This window comes from Microcoleus sp. CZ3-B2 (assembly GCF_036705055.1).
Classification (GTDB): domain Bacteria; phylum Cyanobacteriota; class Cyanobacteriia; order Cyanobacteriales; family Microcoleaceae; genus Microcoleus.
Genome location: NZ_JAUBTN010000011.1, coordinates 16,857 through 32,719, shown reverse-complemented (window position 1 = coordinate 32,719; position 15,863 = coordinate 16,857). Strand labels below are relative to the sequence as shown.

Here is a 15,863-nt window from a genome sequence, read left to right as displayed (position 1 = left end):
TGTAGTGAGGACTTTAGTTATCGTATTTGGAGCGGAATGAATTCCGCACTACGAATATATAAAATTCATAATGTGATCAAGAAAACTCCCACAATCATGATAGCAGATCCTAACAATCTTTGCTGGATATCTTTTTCTTTGAAAATGAAATGACCGAACAGTACACCCATTAATACGCTGGTACGTTTAACTGCTATTACTTGCACGACTAAAGTCATTGTTAAAGCTTGCATCTGAAAAATGACTCCTAAAGCATTGAAAAAACCCATGGTTGCTAGCAGCGGTAAGTGTTTGATGATTTTGCGGCTGGGGTTAGGGGTTTTGTTGAGTAAAACTGGTAGCAATAAAAGACTCATAGTCGTAAATAAAGAGAACAACCAAAAAATTGGGGAGGAGTTCTGCACGCCTATTTTATCAAAGTTTGATGTGATACTCCAGAGAAATGCTACGATTAACATTAATTTTGGCCCGGGCTGGTGCAGCAATGCTTTGAAGGGCGCTAGGTATCCTTGAGATTTTTCTTTAATGTTTAATAGATAGGAGCCTGTGACTATGAGAAAAATTCCGATATAATCAAAAAGATTGGGATATTCGCCGACAATTAACGGTGAGGTTAGCAGCATGAATAAGGGTGTCAAAGCTACTAACGGGACGGTGAGGGATAAGTCCGAGAGTTTGATGGCTTTTATGTAGAGGATAGCTGTGACTGCGTTGATGCTTCCTCCGATTGACAAAGCTATCCAAAATTGCGGGTTTAGTTGCGGATTTAATTGGGGTATTTCTATGAAAAATAGCAAGGGAGTTAAAAATACGGCTGAAAAAGATGCTAGCGACCAAGCTACTACGTATTCATCGTTTTTTTTCAGGTTGTGCTTGCTGAAAACGTCTTTTATTGCTTCAAAAAAAGCGGTAAGAATTCCAAAGATTAACCAAGTCAACCTAAATATGCGCTCCTGATTCGCTCGTCGTTTAGCAAGTCCAATCCTATACCTGTGAGGGTAATTTTACCAGCTTCTAGTACGTAAGCCCGATCGGCAATTTGCAGTGCTAAATTCGCGTTTTGTTCTACCAATAGAATTGTAACGCCCGTGGAGCGCAGGTTTTGAATAATTGTGAAAATTTCTTTGACGATCGCCGGTGCTAGGCCTAAACTGGGTTCGTCTAATAATAGCAGTTTGGGGCGCGACATCAGAGCGCGGGCGATCGCCAGCATTTGCTGTTCGCCCCCGCTGAGAGTTCCAGCTAGTTGAGTGCGCCTTTCTGCTAAGCGCGGAAATATCTCGAATTGGCGGGCTAAATCGGCTTTGACTGCCGCAAAGTCCGATCGCACGTAAGCCCCCAATTCCAAGTTAGCTAAGACTGTTTGCTGCGTCAAAACCCTGCGCCCTTCGGGACTGTGGGCGATGCCCAATTTCACCACTTCGTGGGCTTGGCGGCGGCTGATATCGCGGCCGTTATAGATAATTTGTCCTTGGCGCAAATTAACTATTTTAGAAATAGCCCTGAGTGCGGTACTTTTTCCCGCACCGTTAGCACCGATGAGGCTGACAACTTCGCCTGCATTAATTGTCAGATGAATATTTTGCAGGGCTTGAATTCCGCCGTAATTTACACAGAGATTCTTGAGTTCTAAGAGGATATTTTCGGTAGTTTTTAGTGGGGTTAGGTGCATTTTTTGTAACTTGATTTGTTGATAATCTTACTCGTTTACTCGTTCCAAGGCTCTGCCTGGTAACGCAGATAAGCGAGGCTCTGCCTCGATTTTTCCTGTTACTAAACGAGGCAGAGCCTCTAGATATCGGTTCTAAGGCAGAGCCTTGGAACCAGTGAAACCGGTTGAATTTTTTATTTTTAATCTCCCAAATAAGCCTCAATTACAGCAGGATTATTCCTGACGACAGCAGGTTCGCCCAAAGCAATAAGCTGACCAAAATTAAAAACCGCAATTCGATCGCACAATCCCATCACCAGCGGTACGTGATGCTCGATCAATATTACAGTTAAATTGAATTGTTCCCGCACTTCCCGGATAAATTCACTTAACTTGTGCTTTTCACTGGGATTCATCCCCGCCGCCGGTTCATCTAACAGCAATATTGTCGGTTCTAGGGCTAAGGCGCGGGCAATTTCTAAGCGCCTCTGGTCGCCGTAGGGCAGGTTTTTGGCTGGTTCGGCCGCGCGATCGCCCAAACCGACCAAATCCAACAATTCCCGCGCTTTCCGCTGGGTTTGGCGCTCCCTTGCGTTAGACTCTGGTAAGGCTAAAATCCCCGCTAGGAGCGATAAAACCGGATTTGGCGATCGGCTGTGGATGTGTCGGGCGATCGCCACATTATCCAACACAGAAAGTTCGCCAAACAACCTAATATTTTGAAATGTTCTGGCAATACCTTTATTCGCAATTTGATAAGGCCGCAATTTAGAAATATTTTCGTCTTGATAAATTAGATTGCCAGCAGAAGCAGGTATCAGTCCAGTCATTACATTAAACAGAGTAGTCTTGCCAGCGCCGTTAGGGCCGATCAATCCAAAAATTTCGTGTTTTTGAACTGTGAAAGATACGTCATTTACAGCCACTAAACCGCCAAAGCGGCGAGTTAATCCTTGGGCTTCTAAGACGGGATTGCTTTGTGATAAGGTAAGTGGTTCGCCAATCATCAAATATGATAGAATAGTGATTATCTAATTATGCCTCAAATTATGGATGCTTAAAAACTTTTAGAACGAATCACCGTAAACCCCAAAATATTTAACGGCAAACCGATTATCCGGGGTCGCCGACTGGCAGTTGAGCATATTCTAGGAATGTTAGCGGCTGGCGACATTCCTGAAACGATTCTCGAAGGCTATTCGTGGCTAGAAAGAGAAGATATTCAAGCTTGTCTAATGAATTAGGTCGATTGAGAATCCGAAATCCGGGATAAGGAGGATAAACTCAGGGGAGAAATCCGATGCAATACCTGGTAGTAACAGTTATGAAGAACGTAAAATCAATTACCTTTACAGGCATCAAGGTAAATACTTGCTAGTTCCTAACACGCCCGTTGAGATTTGTATTGATTGCGGTATGATTTATTACGATGCAGCAGTTATTAAAGAAATTTAGTGCCGTTTTTTTGCTATTCACCAGCAGAATTAAATGCCGGATTCATATATCAAAATTCCCACCTAAAGTTACACGTAAATAAATTTTGGTTGGTTTGGGAAGATACGATTGTCGCCCTAAATTCGAGATTTCCCGATCGCGCGATCGCCATTTGCAGCACTCCGCAGAAATGGAAAACCGCTATAATGTCTTCATTGCCGTACCGCCTCAATCTCCTCAAGCCGTCTCGCCAGGGAAATCTTATGACGATGCACGTACCAGATCCGCAATCTTCCCCAACAAAAGTGCTGCCGACGATGTACGATCTACCTAGTGAAGACCCGGAGGAACCCGGTTTGCCTGACGAATATCACCGGTGGCAAGCACAACTTTTGTGCGATAGCTGCATTCCCCCCAATTATCCGCCCGATCGCGTATTTTCGGCCAGCGATCTCAATCTATACTACGACTCCAACCATCTCAATTGGTACAAAAGACCAGATTGGTACTTAGTTGTGGGCGTTTCGAGATTTTACCAAGACAGAGACTTGCGCCAAAGTTACGTGATTTGGGACGAAGCAGTCAATCCTTTAATTGCGATCGAATTTCTGTCACCCGGTACGGAAGATGAAGATTTGGGGCTGACAGAATCGGCACCAAACAAACCGCCGACTAAGTGGCAGGTTTACGAGAGAATTTTGCAGATTCCCTATTATTTTGTGTTTAGCAAATACAACAACCAATTGAGAGTATTTCGCTTAATTGGCAACCGTTACCGCGAACAATTGTTAACAGGTTCTCGATTCTGGATACCCGAAATACAGTTAAGTTTGGGTTTGTGGGAAGGTGCTTTCCTGCAAAATGAAAGGTTGTGGCTGCGCTGGTACGATATTAATGGGAATTTGGTTCTGACTCCTGAAGAATTTGAAAGACAGCGAGCTCAATTGGAAAGCCAACGAGCTGAATTGGAAAGCCAACGAGCCGAATTTGAAAGGCAACAAGCTCAAATTGAAAGACAGCAAGCTGAATCGGAAAGACAGCGGGCTGAATCAGAAAGACAGCGGGCTGAATCGGAAAGACAGCGTGCTGAATCGGAAAAGTATCGGGCAAATCAATTGGCCGATCGCCTGCGAGCAATGGGCATTAATCCAGACGAGCTGTAAAATGAAGTAGCAGCCTGCAATACTGTCTGCTGTCTCAATAAAAACTTATTAACTAAAAATAAATTATGCCAGAATCTACCTCATTGCGCGATCGCTACCTAGCACTGATCGATAAAATTGTCGAAATCACCCTCAAAGGTCAAATTCGCTCGAAAGAACAAGTTTATCAAATGCTGGTGCAAGACATTGCTGCCGGCACCGGCGAAATCTTTGAACGCTGTTTCGGCGAACGCCTTGACGCTACCGAAAACCTGCTAAGAAATGAAAAAGACGAAATCAAACAAGCAAAGGGAAATCGCAGCCTCAGAGCGCTAAAAACTATCCAAGGAGAGTGGGAGCGCTGGCAGAAAGATAACCGAGTCGATCGCGAAATCGCATCATCCATCCAACAAATTATTACCGCCGAATCTAACAGTCGCCTCCTCGCCTTATTGCAAGTAATCGATCCCAATAAAGAACATCCGCTGACTCTCGCTCAATTGCAGCAATTAGCAAAATCCCTGCACCAACAAATGCTGCAAACAACTAATCCCGAAACCGAGCGAGATTTGCAGCAAATTACCGCCGGTATTGCCAAAGGTTTAGAATCTTGGCAGCGGTTGGAACCGGAACTCGTCGGTTGGATTTATCAGCCGCAGCAGCTAGGATTCGCTGGCAGTCCCGAACAAAATGGGCCTTGGGCTTTTTGGGCAAAAAAGGTTAACAGTCCTTGGCCTCATGCTCTTTTGCAGACTATTTCAATCGGTGAATCTATAGTTGAATTTGCAGCCAAGCAATCTAATGTAGAAATTGGTACATTGGTGGAATTGGCGATTATTTTGCAGTGTTTGCAACGGGCTTTGGCGACATGGTTTGACAAGCAAGTTTACGATTCCAAGGTGTCCACAAAAGCTTCAATTTCTACTTACATTACTTTTGCGGTAATTTGGAGCCAGCTAGCTAGTGGGTTTAATAATTCTACTAAGAGCGGGGAACAGTTGGCTAATGCTTGTTTTCAAGTAACTTTGCAAATTTTGCGCGCTTTTTCTGTGCGGGAATACTTTCCGCTTTACGGGGGGATTTTTGCTTCGTTTGACGGTAAAGCTCTGCGCCATACTTTGGATTATTTAGACGAACCGCTGCGCCGTGTTGAAGGTACTCAAGCGAAAGCTCGGATTCTGACGCTTTTGGGTTATTCGATGCAGGCGGCGGGGGCCTACGAGCGATCGATCTTACTGCACAAACAATCGCTGGAAATTGCCCGTCTCGAAGGAGATAAAGCTTGCGAAGTTGCTAATCTCAATCACATCAGCCGCAACTATGTTGCTCAAAAAAATTATCAGGAAGCGATTAATTACAGCCAGCGGGCTTTAATTATGGCACGACAAGCGGGAGAGCGGCAAGGTGAGGCAAATGCCCTGGCTAATTTGGGCTACAGCGAAGTGTTTCAGGCGCGGCAGTTGGAGGAGGTGGAACCGGAGGTTTATGAGAGTGCGATCGGCTATTTGGAGCAAGGTTTGTTGTTGTCAGAAAAATTGGGCGATCGCCAAAGTCAAGCTTTTTGCTCTAGCAGCCTCGGAATTGCTAAAATTGCTCTGGAAAATCCCGCAGGTGCGATCGAGTATTTGATTGAAGGTTGGCAAGCTGCCCAATTTTCGGGCGATTTGTATTTGCAAGGTCTGAATTTGGCTTATTTGGCTCAAGCTTATTACAGCTTGAATGAACTAGAACAAGCGATATTTGCTGGCTGTTTGGGGATGTATACTTTGGAGCAAATTGGGGCGGTGGAGTGGCGGCAATCGGCTGGTTTGCTGACAATTTTGCGGGGACAAATGGGGCCTGAAGCTTTTAAAGAATCTTTGGCCAAAAGCCGATCGAAGATCGTTCCGGCGATCGGCGTTGATGGCTACGATTACATCCCAGAATTGCTGGAAAAATACCAGCAATCTATTTGATATTCGTAATCTTGAAAAATCAGGGCGGGCACTCTTGGCACCGCCCCTACGGAAACTACGATTACTTCTCAACAATCACAGACGTACCAACTGCGACTTTCTCAAATAAAGCTTGGGCATCTTTGTCGAACATTCTGACACAACCGTGAGAAGCCGCTCGCCCGATCGACTCTAGAGTCGGAGTCCCGTGAAAACCGATCACATTCTTACCATCAGTCCAAAACCCGATCCACCTACTCCCCAGCGGATTGTCGGGCCCTGCGGGTACAAGTTCTCCCGTCCAAGGATGTTCCCAAACAGGATCTTTAATCATTTGCATGACTTTAAAGCTGCCCGTGGGAGTTTCCCAGCCCTGTTTCCCGACAGCAACCGGGAAACTCGCTTGCACCTTATTTTTGCGGTAAACATAGACGCGGCGTTCTCGCAATCTCAGCACTAAACGGACTTCCTCAACGGGATTTTCTACAGCCTTTGGTTCCTGGGGAATAAACTGCAAAGATTCGCCCAGGGGCGGCAGTTCTGGGGCTGCGAGATTCGGCAATTTTACCTCAGATTTTGAGCGCTCAGTGGCGGCACTATTGCTTGGATTTGCAACAGATTGGGCAGTCGCCTGCTGCTGTAAGGCTACAGACAGCGCCGCCGCACTCAAACTCAGCACAATTAACTTGTTAAATAAAAATTTGCTGTTCACCATTTTTTGTTCGCTTAACTCCTCACTAGAAATTGCTACAAAGCTGCTATCCAATTATCCGCCAACTGCACCCGATATGCAAATTTTCGAGCTGAATTTTTGACTGTAAATGCGCCCCAGTTTTTTGTTTCCATTTCACAAATTATAACTTGTTTAACGATCGCAAAAAAGGTTGGTAGTGAGGACTTTAGTCCGCAATTTAGGACGAAGTAAAGTCCGTCCTACGAACTGTTTTTGCGATCGAGCTGCCGGACATAATTATGATGCGTAAATCCTGCAAACCCATGATTTAATTTTACCTGGGACTAATTTTGATTTTTTAGCTGTGGCAGACTGGCGATCGACAATTAAAACTGTGGCACTGCTGAATCCGGCAAGCGCAATCTGTCTTTTTGCCGATTTTCCTGCCCGGGAGCGACAGTTAGGTGGGCCTAAAAAAACGGAAACGGTCGATCGAACAAACTCAATATATCACGCCTGCACAAAGAGAGATACCAAGTGCTGAACTTATGGTAAATCGGGAACTTTTGATATAAAATTCAGTCGCTAATAAGTTATTCGATAATCTTTTGTAATATTGTTATAAATTTCCTACTCCGGGGATTAAACTGGATTAGGTGTAGAGGTTGGGATTTTCGCGCAGCGGAAGCAAACCCAACCCAGAATAGTAGTTAATGTGAGGTTTCAATGCGTCTTCAGAAAATCAAATTATTGACAGGTGCAACCCTGTCGGTGCTAATGTCGGCTGTCTCAGTGCATCCGGTGATGGCTAACCCTCCAACTCAAATAGCCCAAACCCAGACTACCAACACAGCAAACACTCAAACTCTGACCGGTTTTGTCAAAAGTATTGTCGGCGACGTAGTAACCATTCGCCCAGAAAATTCGCGGTACAGGACTCTCAGGATTCAAAAATGCGTCCTGAAAATTATTGGCCTGGTACCGGGAATGAAAGTCAGAGTCTTGCTAGCCGGAGATATGGTGCAAAATATCGCCGTGATCCCCGACTACAAGGTGGTAGCTACAACGGTTGTTCGTCCCGCCGCCGTAGCACCGCGTCCGGCCCCTGAACCGCCACCAATGCTTCCGGCTCCCGCTCCCCGTCCAATAACCCGTCCGGCTCCAGCTCCGATGCCGGCTCCCCGTCCAATTCCGGCTCCCCGTCCGGCTCCTGTGAGAGGACTTTGGTAGAACTAGGTTTTTAAACGGAATAAGTCACCGCGCGCGGTGGCTTCGCTGTTTAATAGCAGCTAAAATCAAAGAATTGTCGAGCAATTGTGGAGAAACCGCTGCTATGTCTTACCTGCGTTTCCTGTTGCTAATTCTGCTGCTGCCGTTGATTGGGTGCGATCGAGCTACAGATGCCACAGCCACTTCTGTTCCCCAGCCAAGTCCGCTGTCGCAAATTCCCTCCCCTGCACCGCTGACAAATGGTCGGACAAATCAAATTGTACCGACCAAACCGCTTTCCCCGCAGCCCATCGGCATTGTGGCAACATCTTTGCCGCAGCCAGGAGCCACCGAAAGCGCCTCGAAACCTGCTCAAGTAATACCGATTCCCCCATCGCCAGTGCTGCGAGTGCCTCCCGGCTTTGTGGTCAACGTTTTTGCTGACAATTTAGACGCTCCCCGATGGCTGGCTTTGACGCCGACTGGGGATGTTTTGGTAACAGAAACCCGGCAGAATCGGATTACGCTATTGCGGGATGGTAACGGCGACGGTGTTGCTGAGGTTCGCAAGACTTTTGCTAGCGCCCAAAACAATTTAAATATTCCCTTTGGGATGGCTTTTGCCGATCGCTATTTTTTCCTGGGAAATACCGCAGAAGTCCGCCGGTTTCCCTACACAAAAGGGCAGGAACAATTAACTGGAACAGGGGAAAAAATTGCCGATTTACCGGGCGGTGGCTACAATCAACACTGGACGCGAAACGTTGTCGCTTCCCCAGACCAACGCCAGTTGTTTGTATCAGTTGGTTCCCAGTCTAATGCCAACTCCGAACCGCTGCCGAGGGCGTCTGTGCAAGTGATGAATTTGGACGGCACCAACCAGCAAACATTTGCTTCCGGTTTGCGAAATCCCGTGGGATTGGATTTTCACCCCAAAACTAATCAACTCTACACCACAGTCAACGAACGCGACGGTTTGGGAGATGATTTGGTACCGGATTACTTGACAAGAATTCGTAAAGGCGAGTTTTACGGCTGGCCTTATGCTTATTTTAAGCCGAATTTGCTCGACCCGCGCCACTCCAGAAACGGCAAGAGCGATCGACCTGATTTAGCGGCCAAAACATTGATGCCAGACGTACTGTTTCAGGCGCACTCGGCAGCTTTGGGACTTCAGTTTTATGACGGCAAAAGGTTTCCCAAAAGATTTTTTAACGGTGCGTTTGTGGCGTTTCGCGGCAGTTGGAACCGCAACGCAGGAACTGGTTACAAAATTGTGTTTGTACCTTTTAATGCGGCTACCGGACGACCTGAAGGCTATTATGAGGATTTTTTGACTGGTTTTCTCACCGATCCTTCTGGCCCGAAAACTTGGGGGCGGCCGGTTGGTTTGCTGGTTTTACCTGATGGGAGTTTGCTGTTTACTGAGGAAGCGAATAACCGGATTTATCGGGTTCAGTATCGCGGGTGAAAAAAGGGCGATCGATTAGATACCGACTTTTTCAAGAAGTCGGGAATCTGATTTTTTAGTCAGCTTCCAACCTTACTAAGTTGAGATTCACCGGAAACTTTTTGAAAAATTAATAACCTATCTGCTTCCGCAGTTTCGCGATTTAAATCCGACAGTTCGTAAAATGATAACTTTAGTAGCTGATTTGATTTGAAATTGTAAATGTTAGCCGAAAATCGCTATTTTTTATATCAATTGCAGTCTGTGCTTTTTGTTTTAAAGTCAGTGGGGTATTCCTCTTAATATCGTTTCCGGTTGCATGGGAATGATTTAACCACAGAGAGCGCAGAGAACACAGAGGAAGACAAGAGAGTGATGAATACAGGACGATGAAGCGCGGATTTGATCTGACTCGATTTTACAATTGGGATGCTACCGGATTTGATATAACTATAGCATTTTCTAGTTTTTAGGGCAAATAACCTAAAAGTTTTGCGATCGCGCTTTAAAATCTCGAACCTGGTTGTTTGAGAAACTCTGCTTCTTCGGGTGTTGTTTCGCGTCCGAGAATCTGATTGCGGTGGGGAAATCTGCCAAAACGCTCGATTATTTTGAAATGCCGAATTGCGAAATCAATGACTGATTCGCTGTCGGGTTCGCCGCTGAGTTGGCGAAAGAGTTCCACAGATTTTTGCTGGTGTTCTAAGTTTTCGCTGTGTTCAAAAGGTAGGTAAATAAACCATTTTTCTACTTGCAGCAATTCGCGATCGAAGTTATTGTTAACAGCGTGTTGGGCGGCGGCTAAGGCTTTGCTGTCTGTGGCGAATGCTTTCGGCGTTTCGCGAAACATATTGCGCGGAAACTGATCGAGGAGTAAAATTAATGCTAGGCAGTTTTTGGGAGAATCTTGCCAATAGTCTAGTTTGCCGGAGGCGGCTAGTTCGTATTGCGACAGAAAGTTCGCTCGCACTTCTGCATCAAAATCCGTATTTTTCTCAAACCATTTCTTGTGAACTTTGCCAAACTCAGGAGAGTGCGATCGACCAAACCAAAAATCTAAAATTTCATTCATTAGCAATCTAATATGCGATTGATTGTTGATTGCAGCTTCAGTGTGTGCAGTTGCACAAAATGCGCTATCTGTGCAACTACCAACCGCAGCGATTAATGATTAGCAATGAGGACTGAGAAGCGTTTGTTGTCCGGTGCTTAATGTTAGGAACTAGCAAACAATCTGTCCCAAGTTTTGCCTCCCACAATTCCGTCTACAGGAAGGTGGGCTTGTCGCTGAAATCTCTTCACTGCGTCTAGGGTTGTCGGGCCGAACACGCCATCAATTACGATGGGCTCAGGGCACACACCCTGCGCGTTCAACAATTTTTGCAGTTTTCTGACATCTGCCCCTCTCGATCCGTGTTTCAAGATCCTTTTATGGAATCTAACTTCTGGTTCGTGGCAATCATTAGTGGGACAAACGGTGCCACCCGCTGAATAACTGGCTGCATTGGCACCAGTCAAAACTAATAAGCCCAGAAGTGCTAGTAAATAATAAAAAGTCTGCGATCCAACCATACTTTCCCTGTTAATTTTCTCAAGCGTTTTCTGCAACTTTCACCCGCCATAAACGGGTATCGTGCCGCCGACTCAAATCGTGGACGATCCCCAAATTTTAGACTAAGAACTCCACTTCCCGTAATTCACGACGCTGCAAGTCAATCCAAAATCTAAAACTTGTACTGAGCGAATCCGAAATATCTAAAATCTAAAATCGACTGACGATTGTTTGAGAGTGAGAAACCGGGTTTCTGGGATGGAGGTATCCAATCTCGCTTGACCGGGTTTCTGGCAATAGTCAACGGACATTCTACAATATAAGTGGCTGTACTGCAAAATCTCCGATCGTGCAAGTTAAATTTTGTTGCACTTTGGTAGCAGCAAAGGTAACAATTACTTTGCAGACGACTGCAACTGTCAGCATTACCAAGTTTCTCGCTAGGGGGTAATCGCAAACGCGATCGTTTGCTGCTGAAGGAACCCGATAGTGTTGGTTCAATATTATTTCGGAGTAATCGGCTGCTAATCGGACGTGCAAGCAGGGAATGGAGACTCTGGTACAGTAATCTTTGACTGCTTGCGGCCCGACGCTGTTATCAAAAGTATCGATCGCGACGGCGCTATTGGCAAGCAGTCGATCGGCATTTGCGCGTGTCAATTCTTTGGAGTGCGCGTCAATGCTGACGGATAAAGCGCGGTACAGGTTGTTGGCGAGAATTTTGGCTTTGAATGCGCCGATGTCCGATCGATAATAAGGTTGAGTGGAAAGGTTGCGCTTTTCGATGCGATCGATGACTCTTAACTGGCAAAAGCCCGATCGCGCCAGACTTTCTGTAATATTCGCACCCAAAGCGCCCGCGCCGCAAACCGTTACCGAGAAGTTTTTTAGCAGCGACATTACTGCGGAACTTCTGTAAAGTTGTTTGTGAAAAAATATACTTATAGTAATTGGGAATTGGGAATGGGGAATTGGGCGGAGCGAAGCGGAGGGATTGGGAATTGGGCGGAGCGAAGCGGAGGGATTGGGAATTGGGCGGAGCGAAGCGGAGGGATTGGGAATTGGTTATTTGACCAAATACTAACAAGTAACCACTAACAAGTAACCACTAACCACTAACTACTAACTACTAACTACTAACTACTAACTATTTCCGATGCCCCATCCCTCCGCTTCGCTCCGCCCATTATCTATCTTCAACTACTCCAACTAACGACTTTTAAATTAATCTAGTATTAATTTTTCTAAAGATTCTTGACATCAATAAATATCCTAATATAATATTGAGCAATCGCAAAGATAAATCTTGTAAAGATCTGAATCGAATATGTTGCAAAATCTCTTTTTTAAGTTGGTTGGAGTGACAGTTTTGACAGTTTCCATCTTGGGCTATGCCCCAGTTGTTCGAGCTGAAAATACTCATGGAGCTACTGCTTATTCTCCGACTTCTGACGCTACGGGTATTAGTTGGGATCATGCTACAGAGAAAGAAGCGCTAGACGCAGCAGTGGCCGCGTGCAATCAGCAAAGTGATGGGGCTAACGACTGCGAACCCCTGACATCTAATACGAATAACTGTGGAGCGATCGCAGTAGGTAAAGGAGGAGCGGGTGCCGGTTGGGGCGAGGATAAATCAGCAGCAGAAGCTCAAGCTCTGGCTGGTTGCAGCGAACTAGAAGGCGGCAACTGCAAAGTGCAGCTTTCGGCTTGCAACAAGTAATTGAACTGATAAAAATCGGTCGGAGGGATGTATATTTCCGATCGCAAAACAGCTTAAAAATATCTATATTATATCGGGTCAGTTAGGCAAAAAAAGGCTTGTAGTGAAGACTTTAGTCATGATAGTCTGATGACTAAAGCTCTCACTACAAACCACTTGGGTGCGCCACAAGCACCTTACCCAGTTAATCACCTATTTCGGAAGTAACTGGATCGGGTGGCAGTAAACTTTCTAATCTATCTTTTGACCAGTATTCAGTAGGATAGGCGAGTCCAATAATATCAGAGAGTCGAATCAGCCACGTAACTTGTCCGTAAGCATCAGTATTTTCTCCCTGTTCGTTTGGGGGAACAATTACCAAAAGTTCGATAAATTCTCCAAACAAATTAATCGGAATGCCGCCGAAGCTACTATTATTTGTTTTAATCCAAACTTTACTGCCTCGATCGAGAGCTTCTTGCAGTCGCTGGAAGAGCAAACTGGATTTTTTGACCAGGGATTTTTGGGTTTTTGACTTTTTTCCCATAGTTTTAAGAAGTTAAAGTAGTTGTACTGTCGGTTGCACGGTGGCTTGAGGTTAACGCGCGATCCTCTGCTGCAAGCTTCGCTAACGCGATTTGGTATTTCAACGAACAAAAAAAGGTGGTGAAGCGGGCTTATCCCCTAGGGAATCGCCTTGTCAACACCCTATCAGTGTAGTCTACAAGAAAGTGCTGCAGTGCGATCGTAACAACAATTTAATTGCCAAATCGGGAAATGACACCAGTTTACAAAAAATGTAAGTTTAGCAAAGCTTCAAACCCTTAACTCATAAGTGATTCCCAATTATTCAATTATTTAATATAAAATCTAAAATCCTCCGATATTCGGTGGGAGTGTTACAGAATCAGTTAGGGATACCCGTATTTATACTGTGCCCAAATTGCAGTATAATCGGCGAAATCTTCCCAAATCGTTTAAGTAAAAAAATGGACTGGCGAAAGCTCATTCATCCCAACCGGAAAACTTCAACAAGTCCACCAGCAGTGCCAGAAACTCGATTGTCTGTAGAATTCTTGTTGGGGCTGTTTGCGGCGGGATGGACGGAACAACAGGTATTAGAAAAATATCCCGCACTCACTTCGTCTCAGTTGCGCGAGGCTTTGGCTGCTGCTGATTCAAAGTTAATTTCATCCATCGCCAATCCAGAGTTACTAGCAATTGTCGAGCAAACTAGAGAAGAATTGAAAAGCGGGAAAAATTTATCGCTTGAGGATATTGAGGGAGATGTTTGGGAGTAATCTTAAATATGGTTAGATGGGAATTATACAGTAGTGCGATCGTCCTCGATCGCGATTATTTGTTGTTAGTGGGGACGATCGCACTGCACTCAAAAAATTACCATTCTGTTTCTGCCAAATGTCGATGATGTTGACGCATTCCCTCTAGCATAACTTGTTCTGACACCACATTCAGAATTACGCCCCAACTGCGACAGTAATTCCTATCGGCATCAACAAAATAAGATGCAGAATTTTCGCCTTCATCTGTTACCATCATGAACTGCTCGACCACCTGCTTCTTAAGTCGCATTGCTTCCACCGCGCAACCGCAGCTAGTGCGGCAGCCTGCGTTAATAGAACTCTTGCAAAAATCCAAAGCACCCCACCCCAACCCTCCCCTCCCGCGGGGAGGGAGCAAGATTATTCTTGTTTCTCCCCGCGGGAGGGGGGACTTGCGGGGGGTAAATTTGACTTTTGCAAGAGGTCTAATGTGCTTGAATGCGCGTTCCCAATCAATCAATTCGCTGCCGTTTGCTTGGACTTGGTACGGCATCGTGTCAAGGGCCCAGAGGAACAGTACAGCTTCGTAAATGCCCGAAATCATAGCAGGGAGACCTTTGCCAACTTCGATCGCGCCCGTCGCGAATTGTATCCAAAATCAAGAAACCGAATTTCTCTGAGAAATGTGGTTGGGCGACAAGGGATACGCAAAGAAACCGGTTTCTCAAACCCTGCGCGCAAGTCTCAAATCGCTCAAACATCCTTCACATAAAAAATGCTATCGCGAATTTTGTGGAAGCCGGCTGACTCGTAAAGTCGCAATGCACCTGAAGGGTTTGCAGCATCTACGCCGATAATTGCAGTCTCGACACCGGCAGCTTTGAGTCGATGCAAACCAGCCAGCAACATAGCCCGTCCCAATCCAATTTTGCGGAAACCTCGCCTTGTACCGAGAACAGTAATCCAGCCTTCATTTCGTCCTGTGCGATCGCACTCTTCCGGGCTAATTTCGCAATAACAAAAAGCTGCAAAAGTCCCGTCAGCAGCAACTGCAATCAAGTCTAAATCTTTTCTATAATTGGGTTGGGCTAAATCGTATTTGAATTTTTCGACTGTTAAATCGCGGTGGTTCCAGTGATCGATAAACGATTGGTTGTACATTTCTACCCAAGCTTCCGAATCCTGCGCGCCGGGGAATAGACGCAGCACAAAACCTTCTGGGAATTGGGGTTGTGCGATCGATTCCGAGAGCGATCGCGCCATGCGGCAAAAATGCCGATCAACTCGAAAACCGCAACTTTCCAGCACAGAAATGCGATCGGCATCCTGTGCCCTAGCCCAGGATCGCAGCTTCACAGGCGCGCCCCGCTCTTTTACAACTTCGCGCATCCGCGTTTCGCCCCAAGCGACGGCTACCGCTTCCACATCCCCGGATCGGGCGTCGGGGTGGACGCGAAACGACAGCAAACCCTGGATCGGCTCTCCAGTTTCCGCAATCGACAACTCGGCGAAACCGATTAATTTGTTTTCGGCATCTTCCCAAAGGCGGATATCGCGCGCTAAATCTCGGCACGGTTGGTTAATTTTTTGTTGCAATTCCGAGATGGAAGTGCCTTGATCGAGCCGATCGACTGCTTCGCAAATATCGATCAAATCGACGATCGCACTTAAATCGCGATCGCCTCCATAGCAGCGCGCCGAGAGATTTGCTATCATAGCTAATCACCATTTCCTGTTGTTATTCAATTTAAAAATAGCTTGGGCGATCGCGCGATCGGGTCGATCGACATTAAAAATTCCAAAACGCAAACACTCACAGTAATCCAACCCCTACAG

The 15,863-nt window shown here is 45.8% G+C and carries 19 protein-coding genes; 9 read left to right on the top strand and 10 right to left on the bottom strand.

Going from position 1 to position 15,863, the window contains the following annotated elements; translation table 11 throughout:
* Window positions 1–65: 65 nt before the first annotated feature.
* The 3 genes from QUA97_RS07045 to QUA97_RS07035 all read right to left on the bottom strand — a co-directional run bounded on the left by QUA97_RS07045 (window position 66) and on the right by QUA97_RS07035 (window position 2,658).
* Window positions 66–938, bottom strand: coding sequence for an EamA family transporter (locus QUA97_RS07045; protein ID WP_333194107.1), 873 nt, complete (start codon window positions 936–938; stop codon window positions 66–68).
* Entirely contained in the window at window positions 935–1,672 is a 738-nt protein-coding gene (locus tag QUA97_RS07040) for an ABC transporter ATP-binding protein (protein WP_333194105.1), read from the bottom strand. The genes QUA97_RS07045 and QUA97_RS07040 overlap by 4 nt, the downstream gene beginning before the upstream one ends.
* Window positions 1,673–1,851: 179 nt before the next feature.
* Window positions 1,852–2,658, bottom strand: coding sequence for an ABC transporter ATP-binding protein (locus tag QUA97_RS07035; protein WP_333194102.1), 807 nt, complete (start codon window positions 2,656–2,658; stop codon window positions 1,852–1,854).
* A gap of 69 nt (window positions 2,659–2,727) precedes the next feature.
* Here QUA97_RS07035 and QUA97_RS07030 point away from each other — a divergent pair, with 69 nt between their 5' ends.
* From QUA97_RS07030 to QUA97_RS07020, 4 genes are all read left to right on the top strand, one after another.
* The gene (locus QUA97_RS07030; protein ID WP_194067130.1) at window positions 2,728–2,895 is read left to right on the top strand and encodes a DUF433 domain-containing protein; all 168 of its coding nucleotides are present in this window, start codon (window positions 2,728–2,730) and stop codon (window positions 2,893–2,895) included.
* Window positions 2,891–3,106, top strand: coding sequence for a YgiT-type zinc finger protein (locus QUA97_RS28275; protein ID WP_370589076.1), 216 nt, complete (start codon window positions 2,891–2,893; stop codon window positions 3,104–3,106). The genes QUA97_RS07030 and QUA97_RS28275 overlap by 5 nt, the downstream gene beginning before the upstream one ends.
* Window positions 3,106–4,248, top strand: coding sequence for a Uma2 family endonuclease (locus QUA97_RS07025; RefSeq protein WP_333194100.1), 1,143 nt, complete (start codon window positions 3,106–3,108; stop codon window positions 4,246–4,248). Before QUA97_RS28275 ends, QUA97_RS07025 begins: the two co-directional genes overlap by 1 nt.
* 65 nt (window positions 4,249–4,313) lie before the next feature.
* Window positions 4,314–6,182: a tetratricopeptide repeat protein gene (locus QUA97_RS07020; RefSeq protein ID WP_333194098.1), complete on the top strand. Its 1,869-nt coding sequence runs from the start codon at window positions 4,314–4,316 to the stop codon at window positions 6,180–6,182.
* Between the two features lie 61 nt (window positions 6,183–6,243).
* Here QUA97_RS07020 and QUA97_RS07015 read toward each other — a convergent pair whose 3' ends face one another.
* Window positions 6,244–6,876 (bottom strand): L,D-transpeptidase, encoded by a 633-nt coding sequence (locus tag QUA97_RS07015; RefSeq protein ID WP_194012195.1) that lies wholly within the window; start codon window positions 6,874–6,876, stop codon window positions 6,244–6,246.
* Between the two features lie 684 nt (window positions 6,877–7,560).
* Here QUA97_RS07015 and QUA97_RS07010 point away from each other — a divergent pair.
* Both QUA97_RS07010 and QUA97_RS07005 read left to right on the top strand, forming a co-directional pair.
* Complete coding sequence (locus QUA97_RS07010) at window positions 7,561–8,064, top strand: autotransporter (protein ID WP_194067097.1); 504 nt, start codon at window positions 7,561–7,563, stop codon at window positions 8,062–8,064.
* A gap of 103 nt (window positions 8,065–8,167) precedes the next feature.
* Entirely contained in the window at window positions 8,168–9,514 is a 1,347-nt protein-coding gene (locus QUA97_RS07005; RefSeq protein WP_194067096.1) for a PQQ-dependent sugar dehydrogenase, read from the top strand.
* Between the two features lie 484 nt (window positions 9,515–9,998).
* On the opposite strand, the gene QUA97_RS07000 is transcribed toward QUA97_RS07005, so the two are convergent.
* The 3 genes from QUA97_RS07000 to QUA97_RS06990 all read right to left on the bottom strand — a co-directional run bounded on the left by QUA97_RS07000 (window position 9,999) and on the right by QUA97_RS06990 (window position 11,990).
* On the bottom strand, window positions 9,999–10,565 hold the full coding sequence (locus QUA97_RS07000) for a DUF924 family protein (RefSeq protein WP_194067095.1): 567 nt from the start codon (window positions 10,563–10,565) through the stop codon (window positions 9,999–10,001).
* A gap of 143 nt (window positions 10,566–10,708) precedes the next feature.
* Entirely contained in the window at window positions 10,709–11,065 is a 357-nt protein-coding gene (locus tag QUA97_RS06995; RefSeq protein WP_333194094.1) for a peptidoglycan-binding domain-containing protein, read from the bottom strand.
* A 292-nt stretch (window positions 11,066–11,357) separates the two neighbouring features.
* A complete protein-coding gene (locus tag QUA97_RS06990; protein WP_194070476.1) occupies window positions 11,358–11,990 on the bottom strand; it encodes a ThiF family adenylyltransferase in 633 nt (210 codons plus the stop codon).
* 5 nt (window positions 11,991–11,995) lie between these two features.
* Between QUA97_RS06990 and QUA97_RS06985 the strand changes: the two genes are divergently transcribed.
* Window positions 11,996–12,118: a hypothetical protein gene (locus tag QUA97_RS06985; RefSeq protein ID WP_255515918.1), complete on the top strand. Its 123-nt coding sequence runs from the start codon at window positions 11,996–11,998 to the stop codon at window positions 12,116–12,118.
* A gap of 254 nt (window positions 12,119–12,372) precedes the next feature.
* On the top strand, window positions 12,373–12,765 hold the full coding sequence (locus tag QUA97_RS06980) for a DUF4189 domain-containing protein (protein WP_194070463.1): 393 nt from the start codon (window positions 12,373–12,375) through the stop codon (window positions 12,763–12,765).
* Window positions 12,766–12,949: 184 nt separating this feature from the next.
* On the opposite strand, the gene QUA97_RS06975 is transcribed toward QUA97_RS06980, so the two are convergent.
* Entirely contained in the window at window positions 12,950–13,291 is a 342-nt protein-coding gene (locus tag QUA97_RS06975) for a hypothetical protein (protein ID WP_194009959.1), read from the bottom strand.
* Between the two features lie 442 nt (window positions 13,292–13,733).
* Here QUA97_RS06975 and QUA97_RS06970 point away from each other — a divergent pair, with 442 nt between their 5' ends.
* Window positions 13,734–14,045, top strand: coding sequence for a DUF433 domain-containing protein (locus tag QUA97_RS06970; protein ID WP_333194090.1), 312 nt, complete (start codon window positions 13,734–13,736; stop codon window positions 14,043–14,045).
* A gap of 97 nt (window positions 14,046–14,142) precedes the next feature.
* On the opposite strand, the gene QUA97_RS06965 is transcribed toward QUA97_RS06970, so the two are convergent.
* Both QUA97_RS06965 and QUA97_RS06960 read right to left on the bottom strand, forming a co-directional pair.
* Window positions 14,143–14,631, bottom strand: a complete 489-nt coding sequence (locus QUA97_RS06965) for a hypothetical protein (protein ID WP_333194088.1) — start codon at window positions 14,629–14,631, stop codon at window positions 14,143–14,145.
* A 149-nt stretch (window positions 14,632–14,780) separates the two neighbouring features.
* Complete coding sequence (locus QUA97_RS06960) at window positions 14,781–15,743, bottom strand: GNAT family N-acetyltransferase (RefSeq protein WP_333194086.1); 963 nt, start codon at window positions 15,741–15,743, stop codon at window positions 14,781–14,783.
* Window positions 15,744–15,863 lie beyond the last annotated feature (120 nt).

Coding starts and splice junctions, on each gene's coding strand:
- QUA97_RS07020 (WP_333194098.1), top strand. CDS start 4,314: ATGCCAGAATCTACCTCATTGCGCGATCGCTACCTAGCACTGATCGAT.
- QUA97_RS06965 (WP_333194088.1), bottom strand. CDS start 14,631: ATGATTTCGGGCATTTACGAAGCTGTACTGTTCCTCTGGGCCCTTGAC.
- QUA97_RS07015 (WP_194012195.1), bottom strand. CDS start 6,876: ATGGTGAACAGCAAATTTTTATTTAACAAGTTAATTGTGCTGAGTTTG.
- QUA97_RS07040 (WP_333194105.1), bottom strand. CDS start 1,672: ATGCACCTAACCCCACTAAAAACTACCGAAAATATCCTCTTAGAACTC.
- QUA97_RS06980 (WP_194070463.1), top strand. CDS start 12,373: ATGTTGCAAAATCTCTTTTTTAAGTTGGTTGGAGTGACAGTTTTGACA.
- QUA97_RS06960 (WP_333194086.1), bottom strand. CDS start 15,743: ATGATAGCAAATCTCTCGGCGCGCTGCTATGGAGGCGATCGCGATTTA.
- QUA97_RS07000 (WP_194067095.1), bottom strand. CDS start 10,565: ATGAATGAAATTTTAGATTTTTGGTTTGGTCGATCGCACTCTCCTGAG.
- QUA97_RS07035 (WP_333194102.1), bottom strand. CDS start 2,658: ATGATTGGCGAACCACTTACCTTATCACAAAGCAATCCCGTCTTAGAA.
- QUA97_RS06975 (WP_194009959.1), bottom strand. CDS start 13,291: ATGGGAAAAAAGTCAAAAACCCAAAAATCCCTGGTCAAAAAATCCAGT.
- QUA97_RS07005 (WP_194067096.1), top strand. CDS start 8,168: ATGTCTTACCTGCGTTTCCTGTTGCTAATTCTGCTGCTGCCGTTGATT.
- QUA97_RS06995 (WP_333194094.1), bottom strand. CDS start 11,065: ATGGTTGGATCGCAGACTTTTTATTATTTACTAGCACTTCTGGGCTTA.
- QUA97_RS06970 (WP_333194090.1), top strand. CDS start 13,734: ATGGACTGGCGAAAGCTCATTCATCCCAACCGGAAAACTTCAACAAGT.
- QUA97_RS07010 (WP_194067097.1), top strand. CDS start 7,561: ATGCGTCTTCAGAAAATCAAATTATTGACAGGTGCAACCCTGTCGGTG.